This is a genomic window from Achromobacter spanius (assembly GCF_029637605.1).
GTDB classification, from domain to species: domain Bacteria; phylum Pseudomonadota; class Gammaproteobacteria; order Burkholderiales; family Burkholderiaceae_B; genus Achromobacter; species Achromobacter spanius_E.
In genome coordinates, this window is record NZ_CP121261.1 from 3,492,451 (window position 1) to 3,515,820 (window position 23,370).

At 64.8% G+C, this 23,370-nt stretch carries 17 protein-coding genes and 2 riboswitches; of the genes, 8 read left to right on the top strand and 9 right to left on the bottom strand.

The features are described from left to right. Positions 1-63 precede the first annotated feature (63 nt). The 7 genes from P8T11_RS15560 to P8T11_RS15590 all read left to right on the top strand — a co-directional run bounded on the left by P8T11_RS15560 (position 64) and on the right by P8T11_RS15590 (position 10,399). Entirely contained in the window at positions 64-1,629 is a 1,566-nt protein-coding gene (locus P8T11_RS15560; RefSeq protein ID WP_268081113.1) for an ABC transporter substrate-binding protein, read from the top strand. 27 nt (positions 1,630-1,656) lie between these two features. Continuing rightward, positions 1,657-2,598 (top strand): ABC transporter permease, encoded by a 942-nt coding sequence (locus tag P8T11_RS15565; RefSeq protein WP_268081112.1) that lies wholly within the window; start codon positions 1,657-1,659, stop codon positions 2,596-2,598. Between the two features lie 9 nt (positions 2,599-2,607). Beyond that, positions 2,608-3,513 (top strand): ABC transporter permease, encoded by a 906-nt coding sequence (locus P8T11_RS15570; protein ID WP_268081111.1) that lies wholly within the window; start codon positions 2,608-2,610, stop codon positions 3,511-3,513. A 5-nt stretch (positions 3,514-3,518) separates the two neighbouring features. Continuing rightward, on the top strand, positions 3,519-5,210 hold the full coding sequence (locus P8T11_RS15575; protein ID WP_268081110.1) for an ABC transporter ATP-binding protein: 1,692 nt from the start codon (positions 3,519-3,521) through the stop codon (positions 5,208-5,210). A 53-nt stretch (positions 5,211-5,263) separates the two neighbouring features. Continuing rightward, the gene (locus tag P8T11_RS15580) at positions 5,264-6,673 is read left to right on the top strand and encodes an amidase (protein WP_268081109.1); all 1,410 of its coding nucleotides are present in this window, start codon (positions 5,264-5,266) and stop codon (positions 6,671-6,673) included. Positions 6,674-6,701: 28 nt separating this feature from the next. Next, positions 6,702-8,177 (top strand): M81 family metallopeptidase, encoded by a 1,476-nt coding sequence (locus tag P8T11_RS15585; protein WP_268081108.1) that lies wholly within the window; start codon positions 6,702-6,704, stop codon positions 8,175-8,177. Between the two features lie 263 nt (positions 8,178-8,440). Then, complete coding sequence (locus P8T11_RS15590; RefSeq protein WP_268081107.1) at positions 8,441-10,399, top strand: DUF945 family protein; 1,959 nt, start codon at positions 8,441-8,443, stop codon at positions 10,397-10,399. 75 nt (positions 10,400-10,474) lie between these two features. On the opposite strand, the gene gcvP is transcribed toward P8T11_RS15590, so the two are convergent. The 8 genes from gcvP to P8T11_RS15630 all read right to left on the bottom strand — a co-directional run bounded on the left by gcvP (position 10,475) and on the right by P8T11_RS15630 (position 21,399). Next, positions 10,475-13,348 carry an aminomethyl-transferring glycine dehydrogenase gene (gene gcvP / locus P8T11_RS15595; protein WP_268081105.1) on the bottom strand — a complete coding sequence of 958 codons (2,874 nt, stop codon included), beginning with the start codon at positions 13,346-13,348 and terminating at the stop codon, positions 10,475-10,477. 75 nt (positions 13,349-13,423) lie between these two features. Beyond that, the gene (gcvH, locus tag P8T11_RS15600; protein ID WP_268081104.1) at positions 13,424-13,801 is read right to left on the bottom strand and encodes a glycine cleavage system protein GcvH; all 378 of its coding nucleotides are present in this window, start codon (positions 13,799-13,801) and stop codon (positions 13,424-13,426) included. 102 nt (positions 13,802-13,903) lie between these two features. Then, positions 13,904-15,004 (bottom strand): glycine cleavage system aminomethyltransferase GcvT, encoded by a 1,101-nt coding sequence (gene gcvT, locus P8T11_RS15605; protein WP_268081102.1) that lies wholly within the window; start codon positions 15,002-15,004, stop codon positions 13,904-13,906. Positions 15,005-15,095: 91 nt separating this feature from the next. Further along, positions 15,096-15,219, bottom strand: a riboswitch (glycine riboswitch). 34 nt (positions 15,220-15,253) lie between these two features. Beyond that, a riboswitch (glycine riboswitch) is annotated at positions 15,254-15,349 on the bottom strand. A gap of 147 nt (positions 15,350-15,496) precedes the next feature. Then, positions 15,497-16,390 (bottom strand): ZIP family metal transporter, encoded by an 894-nt coding sequence (locus P8T11_RS15610; protein WP_259250340.1) that lies wholly within the window; start codon positions 16,388-16,390, stop codon positions 15,497-15,499. A gap of 29 nt (positions 16,391-16,419) precedes the next feature. Continuing rightward, a complete protein-coding gene (locus P8T11_RS15615) occupies positions 16,420-17,034 on the bottom strand; it encodes a superoxide dismutase (RefSeq protein WP_268081100.1) in 615 nt (204 codons plus the stop codon). Between the two features lie 184 nt (positions 17,035-17,218). Further along, positions 17,219-18,421, bottom strand: coding sequence for an NAD(P)/FAD-dependent oxidoreductase (locus tag P8T11_RS15620; protein WP_268081099.1), 1,203 nt, complete (start codon positions 18,419-18,421; stop codon positions 17,219-17,221). Between the two features lie 23 nt (positions 18,422-18,444). Beyond that, complete coding sequence (locus tag P8T11_RS15625) at positions 18,445-20,706, bottom strand: arginine/lysine/ornithine decarboxylase (protein WP_046805107.1); 2,262 nt, start codon at positions 20,704-20,706, stop codon at positions 18,445-18,447. A gap of 240 nt (positions 20,707-20,946) precedes the next feature. After that, positions 20,947-21,399 (bottom strand): hypothetical protein, encoded by a 453-nt coding sequence (locus P8T11_RS15630; protein ID WP_268081098.1) that lies wholly within the window; start codon positions 21,397-21,399, stop codon positions 20,947-20,949. Positions 21,400-21,513: 114 nt separating this feature from the next. Here P8T11_RS15630 and P8T11_RS15635 point away from each other — a divergent pair, with 114 nt between their 5' ends. Continuing rightward, positions 21,514-22,032, top strand: coding sequence for a GNAT family N-acetyltransferase (locus P8T11_RS15635; RefSeq protein ID WP_268081097.1), 519 nt, complete (start codon positions 21,514-21,516; stop codon positions 22,030-22,032). 70 nt (positions 22,033-22,102) lie between these two features. Here the strand turns inward: P8T11_RS15635 and P8T11_RS15640 are convergent, their stop codons facing one another. Then, positions 22,103-23,344, bottom strand: coding sequence for a GGDEF domain-containing protein (locus P8T11_RS15640; RefSeq protein ID WP_268081096.1), 1,242 nt, complete (start codon positions 23,342-23,344; stop codon positions 22,103-22,105). Between the last annotated feature and the right edge of the window lie 26 nt (positions 23,345-23,370).

Below are 23,370 nucleotides of genomic sequence, written 5' to 3' on the forward strand. Positions count from 1 at the left end.
GAGCGGCGCGTTAACGACGTAGCGGCCGACCGTGCCGCTCACACCGCTTCAAGGGGAATCTCCATGCTCAAGTTTGTCCGAGCGGCCGCGCTGGCCGGTGCAACGTTGATGATGGCTCACGGCGCTTACGCCGAAACCGTCATCAAGTCCGTCATGCACTCGCCGTTGCGCCTGACCGACCCGCACGCCACCACCGCGTACATCACGACGTGGCACGGCTACATGATCTACGACACCTTGCTGGCCACCGACGCCAACAACAAGATCCAGCCGCAGATGCTTGAGAAGTGGGAAGTCTCGCCCGACGGCAAGACTTACACGATGACCTTGCGCGACGGCCAGAAGTGGCACGACGGCAAGCCGGTCACGTCCGAGGATTGCGTGGCCTCGATCAAGCGCTGGGCCGGTGGCGACGGCATGGGCCGCACGCTGCTCAAGTTCACCGACAAGATCGAAGTCATTGACGACAAGAGCTTTCGCATCGTCATGAAAGAACCCACGGACCTGGCGCTGCGCGCCCTGTCCAAGCCCACCGGCACCGCGCCGTTCATGATGCCCAAGCGCATCGCCGAACAACCCGTCGGCAAGCCCATCACCGACATGACCGGTTCGGGCCCGTTCAAGGTGATTGAATTCAAGCCGGGCGTGAAGACCGTGTACGCCAAGAACACCGACTACGTGCCGCGCAAGGAACCAGCCAGCGGCCTGGCCGGCGGCAAGGTTGTAAACGTGGACAAGGTGGAATGGGACGTCATGCCCGACGCGCTGACGACCGCCAACGCGCTGCTGGGCGGCGAGATCGACTTCGTCGAACAGTTCCCGTATGACCTGTTGCCCATGATTGAAGGCAACCCCGACCTGAAGGAAGAATCGCTCAGCCCGGTCGGCTACTTCACGATGTACCGCTTCAACTTCAAGTACCCGCCCTTCGACAACAAGAAGATCCGCCAGGCCGCCATGTACGCCATCGGCCAGGAAGACGTGATGAAGGCATTGGTGGGCAACCCCAAGTACTGGAAGACCTGCGCATCACTGTGGGGCTGCGGCACGCCGCTGGAATCCGATATCGGCAAGGAAATCGTCGTGCCCTCGAACATCGAGAAGGCCAAGGAACTGCTGAAGGAAGCCGGTTACGACAACACGCCCATCCTGATGATGCACGCGACCGACGTGGGCACGCTGTCGGCTCAACCGGTGGTGATGGCCCAGGCGCTGCGCAAGGCTGGCTTCAACGTCAACCTGGCCGCGATGGACTGGCAAAGCGTGGCCACGCGCCGCGCCTCGAAGGCCGCGCCGGCTGAAGGCGGCTGGAACATCCACAACACCAACTGGTACGCCACCGACGTGATGGACCCGGTGCGCTCCGCGCCCGCCGCCGCCAACGGCGACAACGCCTGGTTCGGCTGGCCCGACATGCCGAAGGTGGAAGAGCTGCGTACCAAGTTCGCCCTGACGTCCGACCCTGCCGAGCAGAAGAAGATTGCCGACGAACTGCAACGCATCGGCATCGACGAAGGCCTGTACGTGCCGCTGGGCCAGATGTCCGTGCCCACCGTCTACTCGACCAAGCTCTCCGGCCTGGTGCATGCACCGGTCTTTGCGTTCTGGAACGTCAAGAAAGCTCCTTAAAGGGGCAAGCAGTTCAGGGGGAAATACATGCTGGCATTCGTCTCACGCCGGCTCCTCGCGACCATCCCCGTTCTGGTGATGGTCGCGGTGGTGGTCTTCGCGATATTGCGTTTCAGCCCGGGTGATCCGGCCATCATCATGGCGGGCGACGGCGCCACGCCCGAACGTATCGTCCAGATACGGCAGACGATGGGCCTGGACCAACCGGTCATCAAACAGTTTGTCATCTGGGGCGGCAGGCTCCTGCAAGGCGACCTGGGCACCTCGCTCATGTCGGGCGTGCCGGTCACCAAACTAATCGCGCAGCGTCTGGAACCGTCCATGAGCCTGGCGGTGCTGACACTGGTCTTCACCTTGCTGGTGGCCATTCCGCTGGGCATCCTGGCGGCATGGCGGCAAGGCAAGCTGCTGGACCGCGCCGTGATGGGCTTTTCGGTGCTGGGCTTTTCCGTGCCGGTGTTCGTCACGGGCTACCTGCTGATCTGGCTGTTCGCCATCAAGCTGGGGTGGTTCAACGTGCAGGGCTATACGCCGCTGGCAAAGGGCTTCTGGCCATATCTGCACCGGCTCATCCTGCCGTCACTGGCCTTGTCCACGGTGTATGTCGCATTGATCGCGCGCATCACGCGCACCAGCGTGATCGAGGTCATGGGTGAAGACTTCATCCGCACCGCGCGTTCCAAGGGCCTGGGCGAAACCGGTGTGCTGCTTGGCCATGCGCTGCGCAACGCGGCGGTGCCCATCGCCACGGTGGTGGGCCTGGGCATTGCGCTCTTGATCAGCGGCGTGGTCGTGACCGAATCGGTGTTCAACATTCCCGGCCTGGGCCGCCTGGTGGTCGAAGCCGTGCTGGCGCGTGACTACCCCGTCATCCAGGGCCTGACGTTGTTCTTCGCGTTCGTCTACGTGTTCATCAATCTGGTTGTCGATTGCGCCTACACGGTGTTCGACCCGCGAATCAGGTACTAGGGCAGAGCCATGCAAACGCCAACCGATGCCGCCGCGCAAGCGGCCGCCGACCTTCCCGGAGGCGGCACTCCTCACGTCACTGCCTGGGGGCAAGTCCGCCAGGGCCTCAAAAGCTGGCCGGTCATGCTGGCGCTGGTGGTGCTGGTCGCCATCGTCGCCATCGCCGTGTTCGCGCCGCTGCTGGGCACGGTCGACCCCACCTTCATCGACCCGGGCTCGCGCCTGAAGCAACCCTTTACCGACTTCCTGTTCGGCACCGACGCCTTTGGCCGCGACGTCTGGTCGCGCGTGGCCTACGGCGCGCGCATCTCACTGATCGCGGGCCTGGGCGCCGCGGTCGTCAGCGTCGTCATCGGCCTGATCATCGGCGTCATCGCCGGCTGGTTCCGGTCGCTGGACGGGTTCATCATGCGCACCATGGACGCCATCATGGCGATTCCCGGCATCCTGCTGGCGATCGCCCTGGTGTCCGTCACCGGCGCCAGCATCACGACCGTGCTGGTCGCCATCACCATCCCTGAAATTCCCCGGGTGGTGCGGCTGGTGCGCGGGCAGATCCTGACGGTGCGCGGCGAACCCTATGTGGAAGCCGCGCTGGCGCTGGGCACGCCCTTGCCGCTGCTCTTGTGGCGCCACATGGTGCCCAGCACCATCGCGCCGCTGACGGTGCAAGGCACCTACGTGTTCGCCTCGGCCATGCTGACCGAGGCCATTCTCAGCTTTCTGGGCGCGGGCATCCCGCCCGAGATCGCGTCATGGGGCAACATCATGTCCGAAGGCCGCATGTACTTCCGCATGCTGCCCGGCCTGATTCTCTTTCCCGGCCTGTTCCTGTCGCTGACCGTGCTTAGCGTGAACATCCTGGGTGACGCCCTGCGCGACGCGCTGGACCCGAAAATGGTGCGCAGGATCTGATGCCGATGACCTACTCTCCTACTCCCCCCGCGGGCGACACCTCGTCCGCCATCCTTGCCATCCGCAACCTGTCGGTGGAAGTGGCCGGCGCGGGCAACCGCGTCGTGCGCAACCTGAGCCTGGACGTGCATGCTGGTGAAACGGTGTGCGTGGTTGGCGAATCCGGCTCCGGCAAATCGGTCACGTCGCTGGCCGTGATGGGCCTCTTGCCGCCCGGCATCCTGTCGATCAGCGCGGGTTCCATCCGCGTTGAGGGCGAAGACGTGGCCACCGCGTCGCAGCGGCGGCTGCGCGAACTGCGCGCGACCCGCATGGCCATGGTGTTCCAGGAACCCATGACCGCGCTGAACCCCGTGCACACCGTGGGCAAGCAGGTGGACGAAGTGCTGCGCCTGCACCGCAAGGGCATGAGCGCCGCCGAACGCCGCGCCAAGGTGCTGGACATGTTCCAGTCGGTGCATCTGCCGGACGTCGAACGCATATTCGAGGCTTACCCGCACCAGTTGTCGGGCGGCCAGCGCCAGCGCATCGTGATCGCGATGGCGCTGATCCTGGAACCCAAGCTGCTGATCGCCGACGAACCCACGACGGCGCTCGACGTGACCACGCAAAAGCAGATTCTTGCGCTGATCAAGGAACTGCAGGTCAAGCACAAGACCGCGGTGCTGTTCATCACGCACGACTTCGGCGTGGTGGCCGAGATTTCAGATCGCATCGTGGTGATGAACCGCGGCGACCTGATCGAAAGCGGCACGCGCAACGAAATCCTGGCCGAACCCAAGCAGTCGTATACGCGGCGCCTGGTGTCGTCCGTGCCCAGCCTGGTGCCCAACCGGCGCGACGCGCCCGACGGCCAGCCGGTATTGCACGTCAAGGGCCTGGGCCGCACCTATGCCGGAAAAAGTTCGCTGTTTTCCCGCAAGGCCGCGCAGAACGTCATTGCCGCGTCCGACGTCAATCTGACACTGCGCAAGGGTGAAATCCTGGGCATCGTGGGCGAGTCCGGTTCGGGCAAGTCCACGGTGGCGCGTTGCATCGTGCGCCTGATCGAACCCACGGCCGGCCACATGATGATGGGCGGCGAAGACCTCAGCACGTTGTCCGGCTCGGCCTTGCGCCCGGTGCGCCGCCGTATCCAGATTGTTTTTCAGGACCCCTACCGGTCGCTGAACCCGCGCCGCACGGTGGGTGAATCCATCATCGAAGGCCTGCTCAACTTCGGCATGCCGCGCGACCAGGCCGTGAAGCGCGCTGGCGAAACGCTGACCGTGGTGGGCATGAGCCCCGACGCCATGCGCCGCTATCCGCATCAGTTTTCTGGCGGCCAGCGCCAGCGCATCTGCATTGCCCGCGCGCTGGTGATGGACCCGGAAATCCTGGTGGCCGACGAGGCCGTGTCGGCGCTGGACGTATCCGTGCAGGCGCAGGTGCTGGAACTGCTGGAACAGGTGCGCCAACGCACGGGCGTGGGCGTGCTGTTCATCACGCACGACTTGCGCGTGGCCGCGCAGATTTGCGACACCATCATGGTCATGCAGCGCGGCAAGGTCGTTGAAACCGGCTCTGCCGAAACCGTGCTGACCGACCCTCGGCATGAATACACGCGCACCTTGATCGACGCGGCCCCGGGGCGCGACTGGGATTTCCGCAACTTCCAGCCGGTTGCCGCCACGCTGGCACGAGCCGCCGCGTCCTGATGCGCTGACGCGCTGATTGCCGAATTGCCTTCCTTTGCAACACTGGAACCGAGATGTCACAACCGCATGAATTGTCCGCCCAGGAACTGCTGCAGGCGTATCGCGACAAGACCCTGTCGCCGGTCGAAGCCACGCGCTCCGTGCTCGAACACATCGAGCGCTGGGAACCGCACCTGAAGGCCACCTATGCGCTGGACCCCGAAGGCGCGCTGGCGATGGCCCGCGCCTCCGAGGCCCGCTGGATGAAGGGCGAGCCGCAGTCAGCCGGCGGCTACTCGCTGGACGGCGTGCCCGCCACCATCAAGGAAAACATCGCCACGCGCGGCACGCCCGTGCCCTTGGGCACCGCCGCCACCGAACTCACCCCGGCAGCAAACGACGCGCCCCCTGCCGCCCGCATGCGCGAAGCAGGCGCGGTGTTGCTGGGCAAGACCACCATGCCCGACTTCGGCATGCTGTCCTCGGGCCTGTCCAGCTTTCATGAACTGACCCGCAACCCCTGGGACCTGACGAAGAACCCGGGCGGCTCCAGCGCCGGCGCGGGCGCGGCTGCCGCTGCCGGCTACGGCCCCTTGCACATCGGCACCGACATCGGCGGTTCGGTGCGCCTGCCGGCCGCCTGGTGCGGCATTGCCACGCTGAAACCCAGCCTGGGCCGCATCCCCATCGACCCGCCCTTCATGGGCCGCTGCGCCGGCCCCATGACGCGCACCATCACCGACAGCGCGCTGATGATGGGCGTGCTGTCGCAGCCCGATGCGCGCGACCACATGAGCCTGCCCTTCCAGGACTTTGACTGGCTGAACCTGGCGCAAGACGTCAAAGGCCTGCGCATCGGCCTGTTGATGGACGCCGGCTGCGGCCTGCCACTGGACCCGGAAGTGCGCGAGGCCGTGCAAGCCGCCGCCCAAGCCTTCGAAGCGGCGGGCGCCATCGTCACGCCCATGCTGCCGTGGATGACGCCCGACATGCTGGAAGGCGTGGACCGCTTCTGGCGCACGCGCTCGTCCATAGACCTGGCCGCGCTGCCTGAAGACCGCCGCGCGAAGATCCTCCCCTTCATCCGCGACTGGGCGGAAAGCGGTGGCGGGCAGACTGGCGAGGCCGTGTTCAAGAGCTACTACGAAACGCTGAACGTGCGCGCCAAGACCGTGGCCGCCTGCGCCCCCTTCGACTACGTGCTGTCGCCCGTGGCGCCGGTGGTGGCGTACAACGCCGAATGGCCGTCGCCCACCAATGAAGTGGCCACGACCATGCACCACATCGGCTTCACGCTGCCCTTCAACATGAGCGAACAGCCCGCCGCGTCCGTCAACTGCGGCTACACCCGGGCGGGCCTGCCTATCGGCCTGCAGATTGCCGGGGCACGTTTCGACGACCTGGGCGTGTTGCGCGTGGCACGCGCCTGGGAACAGATGCGCCCCGCGCAGCATCCGTGGCCGCAGCCCCCCAAGACGAACTGAGCTTCCCTACCCTTCCACAGGAATTCCCATGCGTTGGCTCTTGGCAATGATCAAGCACGAGACGAATACCTATTCGCCCGTGCCGACCCCGTTGGAACGCTTTTTCCGCGGCAGTCCTGAAATCCTGGCTGGCGAACGCGCCATCAAGGCCTACGAAAACACCGACAGCGGGTTGGGCGGGTATATCGAAGTGGCCCGTCGCGTGGGCGCGGAAATCGTGGTGCCGGTCGCGGCCGAGTCCTGGCCCAGCGGCCCCACCAGCGCCGACACCCACGAACGCCTGTGCAAGCTGGTGCTGGACCAGGTCAAGCTGGGCGGCTTTGACGCCATCTTGCTGGACCTGCACGGCGCCATGGTCGCCGAAGGCGTGGAAGACGCGGAAGGCGACCTGCTGCGCCGCCTGCGTGAAATTGACCCGACCACGCCCGTGGCCGTCACGCTGGACATGCACGCCAACATCTACGACGACATCGTCGACAACGCCACCGTCATCAGCGGCTTTCACACCTATCCGCACGTGGACATCCGTGACGCCGGCGTGCGCGCGGCCAACGTCATCGTCCGCACGCTCAAGGGTGAAATCAAGCCCGTCATGAGCTGGGCCAACAAGCCCATGCTGCCGCACATCATGTGCCAGGGCACGCACGCCGCGCCCAACAAGCCCTTGCAGGAGCGTTGCAAGGAACTGGAAGCGGGCGGCGTGCTGGCGGCCTCGGTCTTCGTGGGTTTTCCGCATGCGGACATCCGCGAAGCCGGCTTGAGCGCCGTCGTCTGTACGGACGGCAAGCTGGAAGAGGCAAACAAGTACCGCGACGAGTTGCTGGAACGCGCCTGGGCAGGCCGCGCCGACTGGGTCTTCCACCCTGAACCGCTGGAACCCACCATCGCGCGCGCCAAGCAGATCGAACAAGGCCCCGTCGTGTTGCTGGACCACTTCGACAACACCGGCTCGGGCGGCACCATGGACACCACCGCCGTGCTTGCCGAAGTGCTGCGCCAGGAACTCGACAATGTCGTGTTCTACGCCATTTGCGACCCGGACGCGGCACAGGAAGCCGCCACCGCGGGCGTCGGCAAGACCGTCACGATCAAGCTGGGTGGCAAGCTGGCCATGCCCGCCATCAAGGAACCCAGCGAACCGCTGGAAGTGACGGGACGCGTCAAGCTGGTGTTTGACGGCGTCTACCTGAACCGCGGCCCCATGTACCGGGGCGTGCGCAACGACACGGGCCTGACGGTCGTCATCGACACCGGCCGGGTCGAGATCGTGGTGGTGTCGCGCCACCAGGAACCCTTTGATATCAACTGCCTGCTGTCGGCCGGCATCGACCCGCTGCAAAAGCGCTATGTGGTGTTGAAAAGCCGGGTGCACTGGCGCGCGGGCTTTTCCGACATGGCAACCGAAGTCATCGAATGCACTGGGGTGGGCGTGACCACATCCGACTACAGCCAGCTTGAATTCAAGAACGTGCGCCGCCCGATCTACCCGTTGGACCCGCTGTAAGGCGCGCAGACGCCAACCAAACCCGCGATAAAAACGCGGAATTGTCGACAAAAAGGCCAGCGCTGATCGCTGGCCTTTCATTTTGAAACCTCCCGTAACTGCGCGCGCGGTCATGTGTCCCTTTGCGTCGGTATACTCCGGCGCTGGCCCTTACAGGCTCATGAATGCGTATATGTCGGCAGCCGCGCCTGAGCAACCACGGCGCGATGGCTTGGTGCCTGGCCTGCCGAATATGACTCGACAATCAACGAAGAAACAAAACGATGAAAAAGAGCGTAGCGATCACCCTCGGCGTGGTCATAGTGGGAGCGGGAAGCTGGATAGGCGCCACTTGGTACACCGGCAAACGCATAGAGGAAAGTTCGCAACGCCATCTGGCCGAAGCCAACGAAAAGCTGGCCAAGCTGACGCCGTTGTTCGGTCTGCGCATTGACCAGATCAAGTACGAACGCAGCCTGTTCTCGACCCAGGCGCGCTACGGCCTGTCGCTGGTAAAGAACGACAAGAGCCTGGACGACATGCCCGCCGGCATGATTGAGTTCGACGCGGTCATTGAACATGGCCCCTTCCCCAAGACCGCGCTGTCGCGCGGCGCCCTGGCGCCCAAGCTGGCTTTCGTCCACGCCGAAATCGCCAAGACGGACAACCTGAAGGAAGTGTTCGCCCTGACCAAGGACGTCTCGCCCCTGATCAGCGACGCCATGATCAGCTACAGCGGCACCACCAGCTCCACGTCCAAGATTGCGCCGGTGTCGACGGCCGTGGACGGCAATTCGATCGACTTCAGCGGCATGGTGATCACCGGCACGTTCGACCGTACTCTGGAAGCCGTCACCGCGCACGGCGTGATGGACAAGCTGGCCATCGACGGCACGAAGAGCAACGACCCCGTCGTCATGGCCATTACCGGCATGACCATGGACGTCAACAGCCGCATGGGCAAGTTCGGCGTGTCCATGGGCGACTCCGATCTGAAGGTCAAGCGCGTCGACGTGACCCGCCCGGGCGACGACATCAAGCTGTCGCTGGACAACTTCGGCTATGGCGTGAAGCTGGCCGAAGACGACAAGGCCATCAACGTGCAAGCCGCCTATCAAACGGGCGACATCACCGTGAACGACGTGGCGCTGGGTAACGGCCAGGCCGTGATCAAGCTGGCCAAGCTGGATGGCCAGGCCGTCAAGCAACTGTCCGACACCTACAACCAGATGCTGCGCCAACTTATGGGGCAGGCTGAAGACGAAGGCCTGAAGGACGAGCAGATTCAGACGATGATGGATGCCGGCGGCAAGCTGCTGGCGGGCAACCCGTCGTTCAGCATCGACCCCATCAGCTGGAAAACGCCCAAGGGCGAAAGCAAGCTGAACTTCACGCTGGACCTGGCCAACCCGCCCGACATCAAGAACCTGACGCCGCAAGAGATCGCCATCCAGGCCATCAAGCGCATCGATGCCACGCTGGTCATCTCCAAGCCGATGGTTCAAGACCTGGCTACGCAATACGCGATCAAGAAAGAAGGCCTGACGCCTGAGAAGGCCGCTGAAGAAGCCGACGAAAGCGTGCGCCAGATGGCCGGCATGGCCGAAATGCTGAACGTGGGCAAGAACGACGGCGACAACATCGTCGGCAAGTTCACCTACGCAGACGGCATGGGCAACTTGAACGGCAAGGAAATCCCCGCCGACGAGCTGTTCAGCGGCCTGCTGGGTGCCACCGGCATGGGCGGCATGGACGACTATGGCGACGAGCCGATGCCGGAAATGGGCATGGAAGAGCCGGCAGCGGATGCGACGCCCGCCGTCGGCATGATGCAGGATTTCGACCTGGACACCATCAGCAGCCTGCTGGACGACATGGGCATCACCGCCAACAAGCTGGATGGCGACGAAGGTCCGGTGCTGGTGCTGGATGCCGGCAACACCGGCGCCAACGAGCTGCGCCTGGAATTCCTGTGCAACGACTTCACCGAAAAGTGCCTGGACCTGGTCATGACGGCCACGTACAAGACCAAGAAGCCGATGCCGCTAAAGGCCATCAATAGCTGGAACCAGGAATACCGCTGGACGCGCGCTTACCTGGATGACAACAACCAGGCCGTGCTGCAGATGGACATGAACGCGGAAGGCGGAATCGGCAAGGACAACCTGCAGATCCTGCTGAACACCTTCATCAGCATCGCCGAAGACTTCAACACGGCGGCGCAGGCAGCGCCGGCCAAGTAAGCCTGATACCCAAGCGGGCAAACGCCCAGCAAAAAGCCTCCATCTTGCGATGGAGGCTTTTTTATCGCCATTGCGTTACGCGTAAGCTTCGATCGGCAGGCAGGCGCAGACCAGGTTGCGGTCGCCGTAGGCGTTGTCCACACGGGCCACCGGCGGCCAGTACTTGGCCTCGCGCAGCGACGCCACCGGGTAGGCGGCCTGCTGGCGCGGGTAGTCGTGCAGCCATTCTTCGGCCAACAGCATCTGCGCGGTGTGCGGCGCGTTCTTAAGCACGTTGTCGTCGCGGTCACGTTCACCACGTTCGACCTGGGCGATTTCCTCGCGGATGGAGATCATGGCCTCGATGAAGCGGTCCAGCTCGGCCACGCCTTCGGATTCCGTGGGCTCGACCATCAGCGTGCCCGCCACCGGGAAGCTCATGGTGGGCGCGTGGAAGCCGTAGTCCATCAGGCGCTTGGCGATGTCTTCGGCGCTGATGCCGCTGGTTTCCTTCAACGGGCGCACGTCCAGAATGCACTCGTGCGCCACGCGGCCATTACGGCCCGCGTACAGCACCGGGTAGTGATCGCGCAGGCGGGTGGCGATGTAGTTGGCGTTCAGGATGGCCACTTCGGTGGCGCGACGCAGGCCGTCTGCGCCCATCAGCGCGATGTACACGAACGGAATCGGCAGGATGCCGGCCGAGCCGAACGGCGCGGCCGAGACCGGGCCGACCTTCGCGTCGCCGGGCAGCTTGCCCTGCTCGTTCACCACGCCCGGCAGGTACGGCGCCAGATGCGCGCGCACCGCCACGGGACCCACGCCGGGGCCGCCGCCGCCGTGCGGAATGCAGAACGTCTTGTGCAGGTTCAGGTGCGACACGTCGGAGCCGAACTTGCCCGGCTGGGCCACGCCCACCATGGCGTTCATGTTGGCGCCGTCCAGGTACACCTGGCCGCCGGCCTGGTGGACCAGTTCGCAGATTTCGGTGACGGCTTCCTCGAACACGCCGTGCGTGGACGGGTAGGTGATCATCAGCGCCGCGAGCTTGTCGCCCACCTGTTCGATCTTGGCGCGCAGGTCGGAAAGATCGACGTTGCCGTTGGAGTCAGACGCCACCACCACCACGTCCATGCCGGCCAATTGGGCCGACGCGGGGTTGGTGCCGTGGGCCGAAGCCGGGATCAGGCAGACGTTGCGCTGATGCTGGCCGTTGGCCTGGTGATAGCCGCGAATCGCCAGCAGGCCGGCGTATTCGCCTTGCGCGCCCGAGTTGGGTTGCAGGCTGATGTTGTCGTAGCCGGTGATTTCGCACAGCGCGGCGGACAGGCGGTCGATCAGTTCGTTGTAGCCCTGGCTTTGCGAGGCCGGCGCAAACGGGTGGATCAGCGCGAACTCGGGCCAGGTGATGGGGATCATCTCGGCCGTGGCGTTCAGCTTCATGGTGCACGAGCCCAGCGGGATCATCGTGCGGTCCAGCGCCAGGTCCTTGTCGGCCAGCTTGCGCAGGTAGCGCAGCATGTCGGTTTCGGACTGCACGCTGGAGAAAACCGGGTGCTTCAGGATGGCGCTTTCGCGCGCGACGGATGCGGGAATGCCGCTGGCGGCGGCCGCGTCCAGCGCGTCGATGTCGAGTTCGACGTCGTCGCGTTCCAGGCCGGCGGCGAACACGTTGACCAGCGCTTGCAGGTCGGCGACGGTGACGGTTTCGTCCAGCGACACCGCCAGGCGGGCGCCATCGACGCGGCGCAGGTTGATGTGCTCGCACTCGGCGGCGGTCAGAATGGCCGGGGTGGCGGCGCCGGTTTCCAGCAGCAACGTGTCAAAGAAGGTGTCATTCACCACCTTCACGCCCAGCTTGATGAGTTCGCCACGCAGGATGGCGGTGCTGCGCTGCACGCGCTGGGCGATGCGGCGAATGCCTTCCGGACCATGCCACACGGCGTACATGCCGGCCATCACGGCCAGCAGCACTTGCGCCGTGCAGATGTTGGACGTGGCCTTCTCGCGGCGGATGTGCTGTTCGCGCGTTTGCAACGCCAGGCGCATGGCCGGGTTGCCTTGCGCGTCTTTCGACACGCCGACCAAACGGCCGGCCATGTTGCGCTTGAAGGAATCCTTGCAGGCCATGAAGCCGGCGTGCGGGCCGCCAAAGCCGAACGGCACGCCGAAGCGTTGCGCCGAACCGATGGCGATGTCCGCGCCCCACTCGCCCGGAGCGGCCAACAGGGCCAGCGCCAGCAGGTCGGTGGCGCACGCCACCACGGCGCCTTGCGCGTGGGCGGCTTCCGCCAGCTTGCGGTAGTCGGACACGGAACCGGTGCTGTGCGGGTATTGCAGCAGCACGCCAAAGCACTCGGGCAGGCCCTCGGCCTCGTCGCCCACGGCGATTTCCAGCCCCAGGCCTTCGGCGCGCGTACGCACGACTTCGATGGTCTGCGGATGCACGTGGCGCGAAATGAAGAACACCGGGCTCTGCGACTTGGCGCCACGGCGAGCCAGCGTCATGGCTTCAGCGGCGGCGGTGCTTTCGTCCAGCAGCGAGGCGTTGGAGATGTCCAGCCCGGTCAGGTCGGCGACCATGGTCTGGTAGTTCAGCAGGGCTTCAAGACGGCCCTGCGAGATCTCCGGCTGATACGGCGTGTAGGCCGTGTACCAGGCGGGGTTCTCAAGAATGTTGCGCAGCACGACGTTGGGCGTCTGCGTGCCGTAGTACCCCTGGCCGATGTAGTTGCGAAAGACCTTGTTGCGGCCGGCAATCTGCTTCAGTTCGGCCAGCACATCGGTTTCGCTGCGCGAGGGCGGCAGCGCCAGCGGGGCCTGGCTGCGGATCTTGGCGGGCACGACTTCGTCGATCAGGGCGTCCAGGCTGGCGCTGCCAATCACTTGGAGCATGGCGGCCTGGTCGGCGTCGGACGGGCCGATGTGGCGGGGGATGAAGTCGGTATGGGTGTCTAGGGCGCGCGACATGGGGAGATCTCGGGGTGGTGGTGCATTTCGCGAGCCGGGCACGCCACGAGGACGGCGCGCCCGGCTCGAACCGGCTTAACCGTTGGCGACGGCTTCGTAGCCGGCGGCGTCCAGCAGCTTGTCGGCGTCGGCGGCGTTCACCGGCTTGATCTTGAAGATCCAGGTGGTGAAAGCCGATTCGTTGATCAGGCTGGGGTTGTTTTCCAGTTCGTCGTTGAAGGCGACGATTTCACCGTCGACCGGTGCGTAGATGTCGGAAGCGGCCTTGACCGACTCGACCACGCCGGCGGTTTCGCCCGCTTTCAGCTTGGCGCCGACATTCACGTCGCCAACGAAAACCAGGTCGCCCAATTGGTCCTGGGCGGTATCGGTGATGCCGACGACGAACACGTCGCCTTCAGCTTTGACCCATTCGTGGGACTGGGTGTACTTGCGATCGGTGGGCAGGCTCATGGGAAATCCTCTAGGGAATACGGGGTAGATGAATGGTGTTGCGCGCCTCGCGCGAACGCCGCGTGCATCCAGGCAGGCGGCCGGTCGCGCGAAGCTTCGAGTTTACGAGTGTTCGACGGCTTTGCCGTTACGGACAAAAGGCAGTTTGCAGACCAGGGCGGGCACCCATTTGCCACGGATATCGACCTCGACCGTGTCGCCCGGACGCACGCCTTGCGGCAGGCGGGCAAAGCCGATCGACACGCCCAGCGTGGGCGACATGGTGCCGCTGGTGAGTTCGCCCGTGCCGGCCGGCGTGCGCACGGCCATGTGGGCGCGCATCACGCCACGCTCTTGCAGCTTCAGGCCGACAAAGGCGGCGGGGGTGGCGAATTGTTCCAGCGCATCGCGGCCGATGAAGCGGCGCTCGGCGTTCTTCAAGGACACGGTCCAGGTCAGGCCGGCCTGGTCGGGCTGGGTCAGCTCGTCCATGTCTTGGCCGTACAGGTTCATGCCGGCTTCCAGGCGCAGCGTGTCACGCGCACCCAGGCCCGCCGGGCGCACGCCCTGGGCGACAAGGTCGCGCCACAGTTGCACGACGTCAGCAGCGGGCAGGACGATTTCAAAGCCGTCTTCGCCGGTATAGCCGGTGCGGGCAACCAGCGTGTCGCCATCCAGGTGGGCGGCAACGAAGGGCGTCAGGGATTCAGTGGCGGCCTGCCAGGCCGGGCGCGCGGCCCAGACCTTGGCGCGAGCGTTGGGGCCCTGCACGGCCACCATGGCCAGGTCGCGGCGCGGGGTGATGGCGACGTCGAAATTGCCGGCCTGCTTGACGCGCTGCATCCAGGCCACGTCTTTGTCGGCGGTGCCGGCGTTGACCACCACGCGCCATTCGTCGGCGGCGAAAAAATAGATGATCAGGTCGTCGATGACGCCGCCCTGCGGGTTCAGCATGCAGGAATACAGCGCCTTGCCGGGCACGGTCAGCTTGGCCACGTCGTTGGCCACCAGGCGTTGCAAGAAGGCGTAGGCGTCGGGGCCGACAATATCGACGTTCAGCATGTGCGACACATCGAACATGCCCGCATCCTGGCGCACCGCGTGGTGTTCCTCAAGCTGCGAGCCGTAGGCCAAGGGCATGTCCCAGCCGCCGAAATCGACCATTCGGGCGCCGGAGGCGATGTGTTCGTCGGCCAGCGGGGTGCGTTTGAGGGTTGCGGACATGCGCGGAAACTCCGGGACGGCAATGCTTTGCCAGGGTTACGGAATGCCGGTCGTGACAAGCGGACTGCGCCCGCACGGCATCGGCTGAATCTTCCGCCCCTCTGTCCTTTTGCCTGAGAGTTGCCCCGCGCTTGGCGGGTTTGCACCTTCGGCGCCTGGGCTGCTCGCTGTGTCCCGAATTCGGGGCGGCGCCAGGTCTCTCCAGAGTACTGTTTTGCCGCATCCACACGGTGAAAAACCGGGACGGGGCAAGCATGTGCGGTATCGGTTACCTGAGCGATTCTGGGCGAATTGCGCCTTCGGCGGCGGCCCACTGAAACGGCCGCTCTCTCCCGCAGACATGCGTGACAGCGGCGCCAAGCATACAACGAAAACAAGCCCTGGAAAAGCGCGATTTCCGGGCTTGGGCCAGCGGCAAACCGCAGCTGGCAGGCGGCGCCGGAGCTGGGCTGGACCGGCCCAGCGTCGCCCCGCTTGTTGCTGGCGCTGGCGCTATCCCAGCGCGGTGTCCAGCAGCATCATCAGCACAAAGCCCAGCATCAGCCCGCAGGTGGCATAGACCTCGTGCCCCTTGCGGTGCGATTCGGGAATGATTTCATGGCTGATGACAAACAGCATGGCGCCCGCCGCGAAGCCCAGGCCCCAGGGCAGCAGCAACGCCGACCAGCCGACGATGGCGGCCCCCAGCACGGCGCCCAGCGGCTCGACCAGCCCCGACAACATCCCCAGCGCCACGGCGAAGGTTCGCGTGTAGCCGGCTGCCAGCAACGCCACCGCCACGACCAGCCCTTCGGGAACGTCCTGGATGGCGATGCCGGTAGCCAGCGCGGTGCCGGCCACCGGATCGCCGCCCGCAAAGCCGACCCCAATGGCCAGGCCTTCGGGCAGGTTATGCAAGGTGATGGCGATGACGAACAGCCAGGCCCGGCGAATGCGGCGCGACTCGATGCCTTCGCGGCCCTTGATGAAGTGTTCGTGCGGCAGCGTGCGGTCCATGATGAGCAGCACGGCGGCGCCCAACAGAATGGCCGCCCCCACCGTCAGCCCCGCCCCCCACGGCCCCATGCCCTGGCTTTCAGCCGCCGCGATGCCCGGGGCCACCAGCGAAAACGCGCAGGCCGCCAGCATGACGCCGGCGCCGAAGCCGAACATGCTGTCCTGGACCTTTTGCGGAATGGTGCGGGCGAACAGAATGGGCAAGGTGCCCAGCGCGGTAGCGGCGGCCGCCACCAGTCCGCCCAGCAAGGCGTCGGCCACGTGCGGCGCGCGCACATCCAGATAGGCCCACAACTGGTGCAAAGCCAGGCATGACACCAAGACCGCCAGCGTCCAGACACTGATGCTGGTGGCCGCGGGACGCACGCGATGACGACTGAAGGTGTTCATGGGGCGACTGCCTCCGTCACAGAGCGGGCTTAGCCCTTCGCAGCCGCATAGCGGCGAGCCACTTCGGACCAATTCACGACATTGTAAAAGGCGCCAATGTATTCAGGGCGACGGTTTTGGTACTTGAGGTAATAGGCGTGTTCCCAGACGTCCAGGCCCAGGATCGGGGTGTTGCCCTGCATTAGCGGGCTGTCCTGGTTGGCGCTGCTTTCCACCACCAGCTTGCCGGCGGGCGTGACCGAGAGCCAGGCCCAGCCGCTGCCGAAGCGGGTCAGGGCGGCTTTGGTGAAGGCGTCGCGAAAAGCGGCCAGGCCGCCCAGTTCGGCGTCGATGGCGGCGGCCAGCGCGCCATCGGGTTCGCCGCCGCCCTCGGGCGACATCACGGACCAGAACAAGCTGTGGTTGGCGTGGCCGCCGCCATGATTGCGGACCGCGCCGCGTATGGCTTCGGGCAATTGGTCCAGACGGGCGACCAGGGCTTCAACGGGCTCTTCCGTGCTGATCCCTGCGCCATCCAGCGCCGCGTTCAGGCTGGTGACATAGGTTTGATGATGCTTGCTGTAGTGGATCTCCATCGTCATCGCGTCGATGTGAGGCTCCAGGGCCTCATAGGCGTAGGGCAGCGTCGGAAGGGTATAGGCCATGCATGTCTCCGTGGGACTGGCCCCCTTTTTTAGCGAAAGGCGCCAGTTAAAATCGAAAACATAAATGATATGTATTTTTATTTGATAAAACAATGGCGGCGTGGAAGTTGAGCCATCACCGCGCTATTACGGGGCCATCACCCGCGCCATCACTGCCTCATCACAGCGCTGAAGACAATGCCTATTACAGCGCCTTGCCGCAGGCTACTCCCGAGGCCCAGGCCCATTGGAAGTTGTAGCCACCCAGCCAGCCGGTGACATCGACGGCTTCGCCAATGAAATACAGGCCGGGCATGGTTTTGGCCTGCATGGATTTTTGATCCAGGCCGCGCGTATCGACACCACCGCGCATCACTTCGGCCTTTTTGTAGCCGGCGGTGCCGCTGGGCACCAGTGTCCATTGGTGGATGTCTTGCGCCAAGGCGCGCAGCGTTTTGTCCGGCGCGTCGGCCAGGCGCATCGCGGCAAGACCGGGCTTGCCGCCCTGCTCCGCCAGATGCAGCCACCGATCGGCCAGCCGCTTGGGCCATAACCCGGCCAGTACGGTATGCAATTGCTGCCGGTTGCCCGACTTGGACGCGAGCAGCTCTTCAGCCAGGTCGCGGCCCGGCGCCAGGTCGATGACGATGGGTTCGCCCGGCTTCCAGTAGCTGGAAATCTGCAAGATGCCTGGCCCGGACAGGCCACGATGGGTGAACAGCAGGTCTTCCAGGAATTCACCGCGCGTCTTGCCCTGCCCCGTGTGCAGGCCCACTTCCAGCGCCACGCCCGACAGTTCGGACAGCGCCTGCCATTGTGCGGGGTCAAAGGTCAGCGGCACCAGCGCGGGCCGGGGCTCGACCACCTTCAAGCCGAATTGGCGCGCAATCTTCAAGCCGAAATCGGTGGCACCCAATTGCGGGATCGCCATGCCGCCCGTGGCCACCACCAGCTTGGCCGCGCGGATCACGCCCTGGCTGGTGCGCAACTCGAAACCCTGCTCACCATGGCTGATCTCGGCCACGGAACACCCCATGCGCCACTGCACATTGCCCGCGTCGCACTCGGCGCGCAGCATGTCGATGATGGATTCGCTGGAATCGTTGCAGAACAGCTGGCCACGATGCTTCTCGTGCCAGGCGATGTGGTGGCGCTTCATCAGCGCCAGAAAATCCTGCGGCGTGTAGGCCGACAGTGCCGAGCGGCAGAAATGCGGGTTGTCGGACAGAAAGTTGGCGGGTCCGGTCCCGATGTTGGTGAAGTTGCAGCGGCCGCCGCCCGAAATGCGGATTTTCTCGGCCAGGCGCTCGGCGTGGTCGACCAGCACCACGCGCAAGCCGCGTTGCCCGGCCACCGCTGCACACATCATGCCAGCGGCGCCGGCGCCGAGTACGGCTACATCAAACATCAGGACTCCAGACCCGCCGGGTCTTATTCTTCGATCAGGCAATCAACGTAGTAGCGCTTTTCGCCATCCGGACCCAGTTCGTCGGCCAGGCCGTGAATATAGGTTTCGAAGCCGGGGAAGCGCTCGTTGAATTCACGCGCGAATTGCAGGTATTGCACGATGGTGCGGTTGAAGCGTTCGCCCGGAATCAACAGCGGAATGCCCGGGGGATACGGCGTCAACAGCACGCCCGTGACGCGGCCTTCCAGCTTGTCGATGTCGACACGCTCGACCTCGCGGTGCGCCATGCGCGCAAAGGCGTCCGACGGCTTCAATGCCGGCACCATGTCGCTCAGGTACATCTCGGTGGTCAGGCGGGCGACGTCGCGCGCGCGGTAGGCTTCGTGGATTTCCTGGCACAGATCGCGCAGGCCCATGCGTTCGTAGCGGCGATGCACGCGGCAGAAGTCCGGCAGGATGCGCCACAGCGGCTGGTTGCGGTCGTAGTCGTCCTTGAACTGCTGCAAGGCGGTCAACAGCGTGTTCCAGCGGCCCTTGGTGATGCCGATGGTGAACAGGATGAAGAACGAATACAGGCCGGTCTTTTCAACCACCACGCCGTGCTCGGTCAGGTACTTGGACACCAGCGCGGCCGGGATGCCGGTTTCGCCAAAGCTGCCCGACATGTCCAGCCCCGGCGTGATGACCGTGGCCTTGATCGGGTCCAGCATGTTGAAGCCTTCGGCCATTTCGCCGAAGCCGTGCCAGTGGTCATTGGCTTCCAGGATCCATTCGTCTCGGTTGCCGATGCCTTCGGACACCAGGCGGTTCGGGCCCCAGACCTTGAACCACCAGTCGTTCTTGCCGAATTCCGATTCCACCTTGCGCATGGCGCGGCGGAAGTCCAGCGCTTCGCGGATGCTTTCCTCGACCAGCGCGGTGCCTCCGGGCGGTTCCATCATGGCGGCGGCCACGTCGCACGACGCAATGATTGCGTACTGCGGCGAGGTCGACGTGTGCATCAGGTACGCCTCGTTGAAGACGTTGCGGTCCAGTTTGCGGGTCTCGGATTCCTGCACGATGATCTGCGAGGCCTGCGAAATACCGGCCAGCAGCTTGTGCGTGGAGTGCGTGGCGAAGACCATCGCGTCCTGGCTGCGGGGGCGGTCCTGGCCGATGGCGTGCATGTCCTGGTAGAACTCGTGGAAGGACGCGTGCGGCAGCCAGGCTTCGTCAAAGTGCAGCGTATCGACATAGCTGCCGAGCTGTTCCTTGATCATTTCCACGTTGTAGATGACGCCGTCGTACGTGCTTTGCGTCAGCGTCAGGATGCGCGGATTCTTGTTCACCGCTTCGCGCGCGAAGGGGTTGGCTTCGATCTTCTTGCGGATGTTGTCCGGGTGGAATTCTTCCAGCGGGATCGGGCCGATGATGCCCAGGTGGTTGCGCGTGGGGCGCAGGAACACCGGGATCGCGCCCGTCATCGTGATGGCGTGCAGGATCGACTTGTGGCAGTTGCGGTCCACCACCACCACGTCGCCCGCGGCCACGTTGGCGTGCCACACGACCTTGTTGGACGTGGACGTGCCGTTGGTCACGAAGAAGCAGTGGTCGGCATGGAAGATGCGCGCGGCGTTCAGCTCGGACTCGGCCACGGGGCCGGTGTGGTCCAGCAATTGGCCCAGTTCGTCCACGGCGTTGCAGACGTCGGCGCGCAGCATGTTTTCACCGAAAAACTGGTGGAACATGCGGCCCACGGGGCTCTTCAGGAAGGCGACGCCGCCCGAATGGCCCGGGCAGTGCCAGGAATACGAACCGTCTTGCGCGTACTTGACCAGCTCGCGGAAGAACGGCGGGGGCAGCGAATCCACGTAGCTGCGCGCTTCGCGGATGATGTGGCGCGCCACGAATTCGGGGGTGTCCTCGAACATGTGGATGAAGCCGTGCAGCTCGCGCAGGATGTCGTTCGGAATGTGTTCCGACGTGCGCGTCTCGCCATACAGGTAGATGGGGATGTCGGCGTTGCGGAAACGCAGTTCGCCGATGAACATGCGCAGGTTCTTGATCGCGCTGGCCACGTCCTCGGGCGAGTCCACGTCGAACTCTTCATCGTCGATAGACAGGATGAAGGCGCTGGCGCGGCTTTGCTGTTGCGCAAACGAACTCAGGTCGCCATAACTGGTTACCCCGATCACCTCGACGCCCTCGGCCTCGATCGCTTCAGATAAGGCACGAATACCCAAACCGGACGCGTTCTCGGAACGGTAGTCCTCGTCGATGATGAAAATGGGGAAGCGAAATTTCATGCAGGCGCTCCTGGGGGCATGGCGGGTTCGGACGCGTAACGCGGCGCGAGTGTACTGCTAGTAAAAATCCGGCTGATGACAGACGGCGCGAGCCCCCGCCGACAGGCGGGAATGGCCGAATTGTAGGGCTGTTTTTCTTTCAGTCCTACGGGAAATCCCCAGATGGGCCGAACGGCCGTTGTCATCGCGCCAAAAGCGCTGGCTTTCGGCACGGCGGCAACGGCTGCCAGAGGGAAAAGCCTACCGGATGGTGCGGGCTTCACCGGCCCGCAGGGCCGAGGTGAACTGCTCGAAGTAGGCGGGAATGGACTCGACGGCCCCATCCCGGATGCGGCGTTCGACCTTGGCAATGGCGCCAAAGCAGACTTCGGCCCCGGGTTCGCCGCACACCAGTACGACCGGGTCGTCATCGTCGCAGACTTCATACAAGCCGCCGTGCGCGCGGCGACCCACCTCGTAAAGGTAGGCGGCGGCGCCGACGGTCTGCATGGGGGTCAGGGGCAGGCTGCCCAAGTGGGCGGCCTCTAGTGCGTCATCCAGCGCATGGACGCTGGACAGGGAATAGTCCAGCACGGCGCCGGTGGATTCGGCGACTTGGACAAAGTGTTGCGCGGCGTCCGCCACCCGCTCGACAAATGCACCCTGCACTTCGTCGAGATTGGCGTCCTGGTTTATCTTGAGGAAACCGAACATCGTTGGCTCCTTTGTGAAAACCGCAAGCGGCAATGGCTCGATTATAGGCGGCGGCTTTGCCTATACTGCCCCGCAAAGCCCGCCAACGTTACCTATTCCCAACACTTGACGCCCATGCCCCCACCGCTAGTCAGACGCCTGACCACCCCGGATGCCCCGTCTTTACGACGCCTGCGCCTGGATGCGCTGGTTGAAACCCCCGAATCGTTCGGATCGAGTTACGAAGAGGAACACACGCTGACACTGGAAGATATCCAGGCGTGGATCGCGCCACAGAACGATGGCGCGATGTTCGGCGTCTTTGACGACGAGTCGCTGGTGGGCATCGTCGGCGTGGGCCGTCAGCGCAAGCTGAAGATGCGCCACAAGGCGCACATCTGGAGCATGTACGTGGCGCCTGCGCAGCGCGGCCATGGCTTGGGCCGCTTGCTGATGCAAGCCGCCATTGCGCACGCGCGCACCATGCGCGGCATTCGCCAGGTGCAGTTGAGCGTCACCGCCAACAACGCGGCGGCGGCCACGCTGTACGCCAGCCTGGGGTTCGAGGAATACGGCACGGAGCGCGAATCGCTGTGCGTGAACGGCCAGCTTTATGACGAGACCCTGATGGCGCTGCCGCTCGACGGCAAGTAGTTCGCGCGGGCGAAGGTCGTTCAAGGTCTTGTCCGACCTTGCAGCCCCCGCCAGCCCGGGTCACGCCGATTCAAGCCGCCGAACCGCGCCGCCGCGCGCCATGGGCGCACACCTGATTGCGCCCGCCGTCCTTGGCTTTGTACAGCGCCTGGTCGGCCGCCTTGATCACGGCTTCGGGCGCGCGCAAGGCGTCGCCCCGCTCGGCCACGCCGATGCTGACGGTGACACGCATCGGTCGCGCATTGCGCCCGGCGCGCGCGCCGCGCCGGCGTTGGCCGATCTGGTCCGCCTTGGGCCGCGCCGGCTTATCGCGCAAGCGCATCTGATACGCCTCGATGGCCCTTCTGACGGCTTCCAGATGCGGCATGCTTTCGGCCGCCGTCTTGCCGGGAAACACCAGCGTGAATTCTTCGCCGCCGTAGCGATACGCCTGGCCGCCGCCCGGCACCCGCCGCAATTGGGAGGCCACCATGCGCAGCACCTGGTCGCCGACGTCATGCCCGTGGGTATCGTTGAACGCCTTGAAATGGTCCACGTCGGCCATCGCCAGCGTGTACACGCGGCCCATGCGTTGCAAGCGTTCGTTCAACGCGCGCCGCCCGGGCAAGCCGGTCAGCTCGTCGCGAAACGCCATGTGGAAGCCCTCGTGCGCCAGCGAGATGCACAGCGCGGTAAGCGCCGCGGCCGACATCAGGGCCAGTTCAATCGGGTGGTGCGCGCCGCGCGGCAAGGCCCACGCCATGCACACAAAACCCAGCCATTGCCCCGCCTGCTGCGGACGGCCATAGCGCAGCAGCAGCAAGGTCAGTGTCAGCCCGGTGCCCAACAGGGCAACCAGGGCTTCAATGGGCACGCCCAGGCGCGCCAGCTTGCCTTGCACGGCCAGGGTGCCGAACACGTCCACCATGCCGTCCTTGCCGATCAGCGCAATGCCCGCCACGCCGATGGCAATCAGGCCAAGACGCAAGGCCAGGTCCAGCAGCATGTTGGAACGTTCCGCCCACAGCGCGTTGATGGTGTAAGTCACCGCCCACCAGGCTAGCGCGGGCCCCAGCGCCCAGGGCGCCTCGCGCGCCAGCGTTGGCCACAGCACGGTGGCGGCCAACACACACAGCATCAGCGCCAGCGTTTGCGAACGCTGGTACATCAGGCAGATCGCCGTGCCAATCAACGCCATCACCCAGGGCACGAACGGCACGATCAATGTGAGCGCCGGCGGCCATTCCCGCCACAACATGAGGGCGACCGCGGCGGCGACTGGCAGCGCGGGATAAAACAACAGGGGCAGCCAGGGAATATGGGGGTAACGCACAGGGGTCGGGGCCTTGCTCAGCTTGC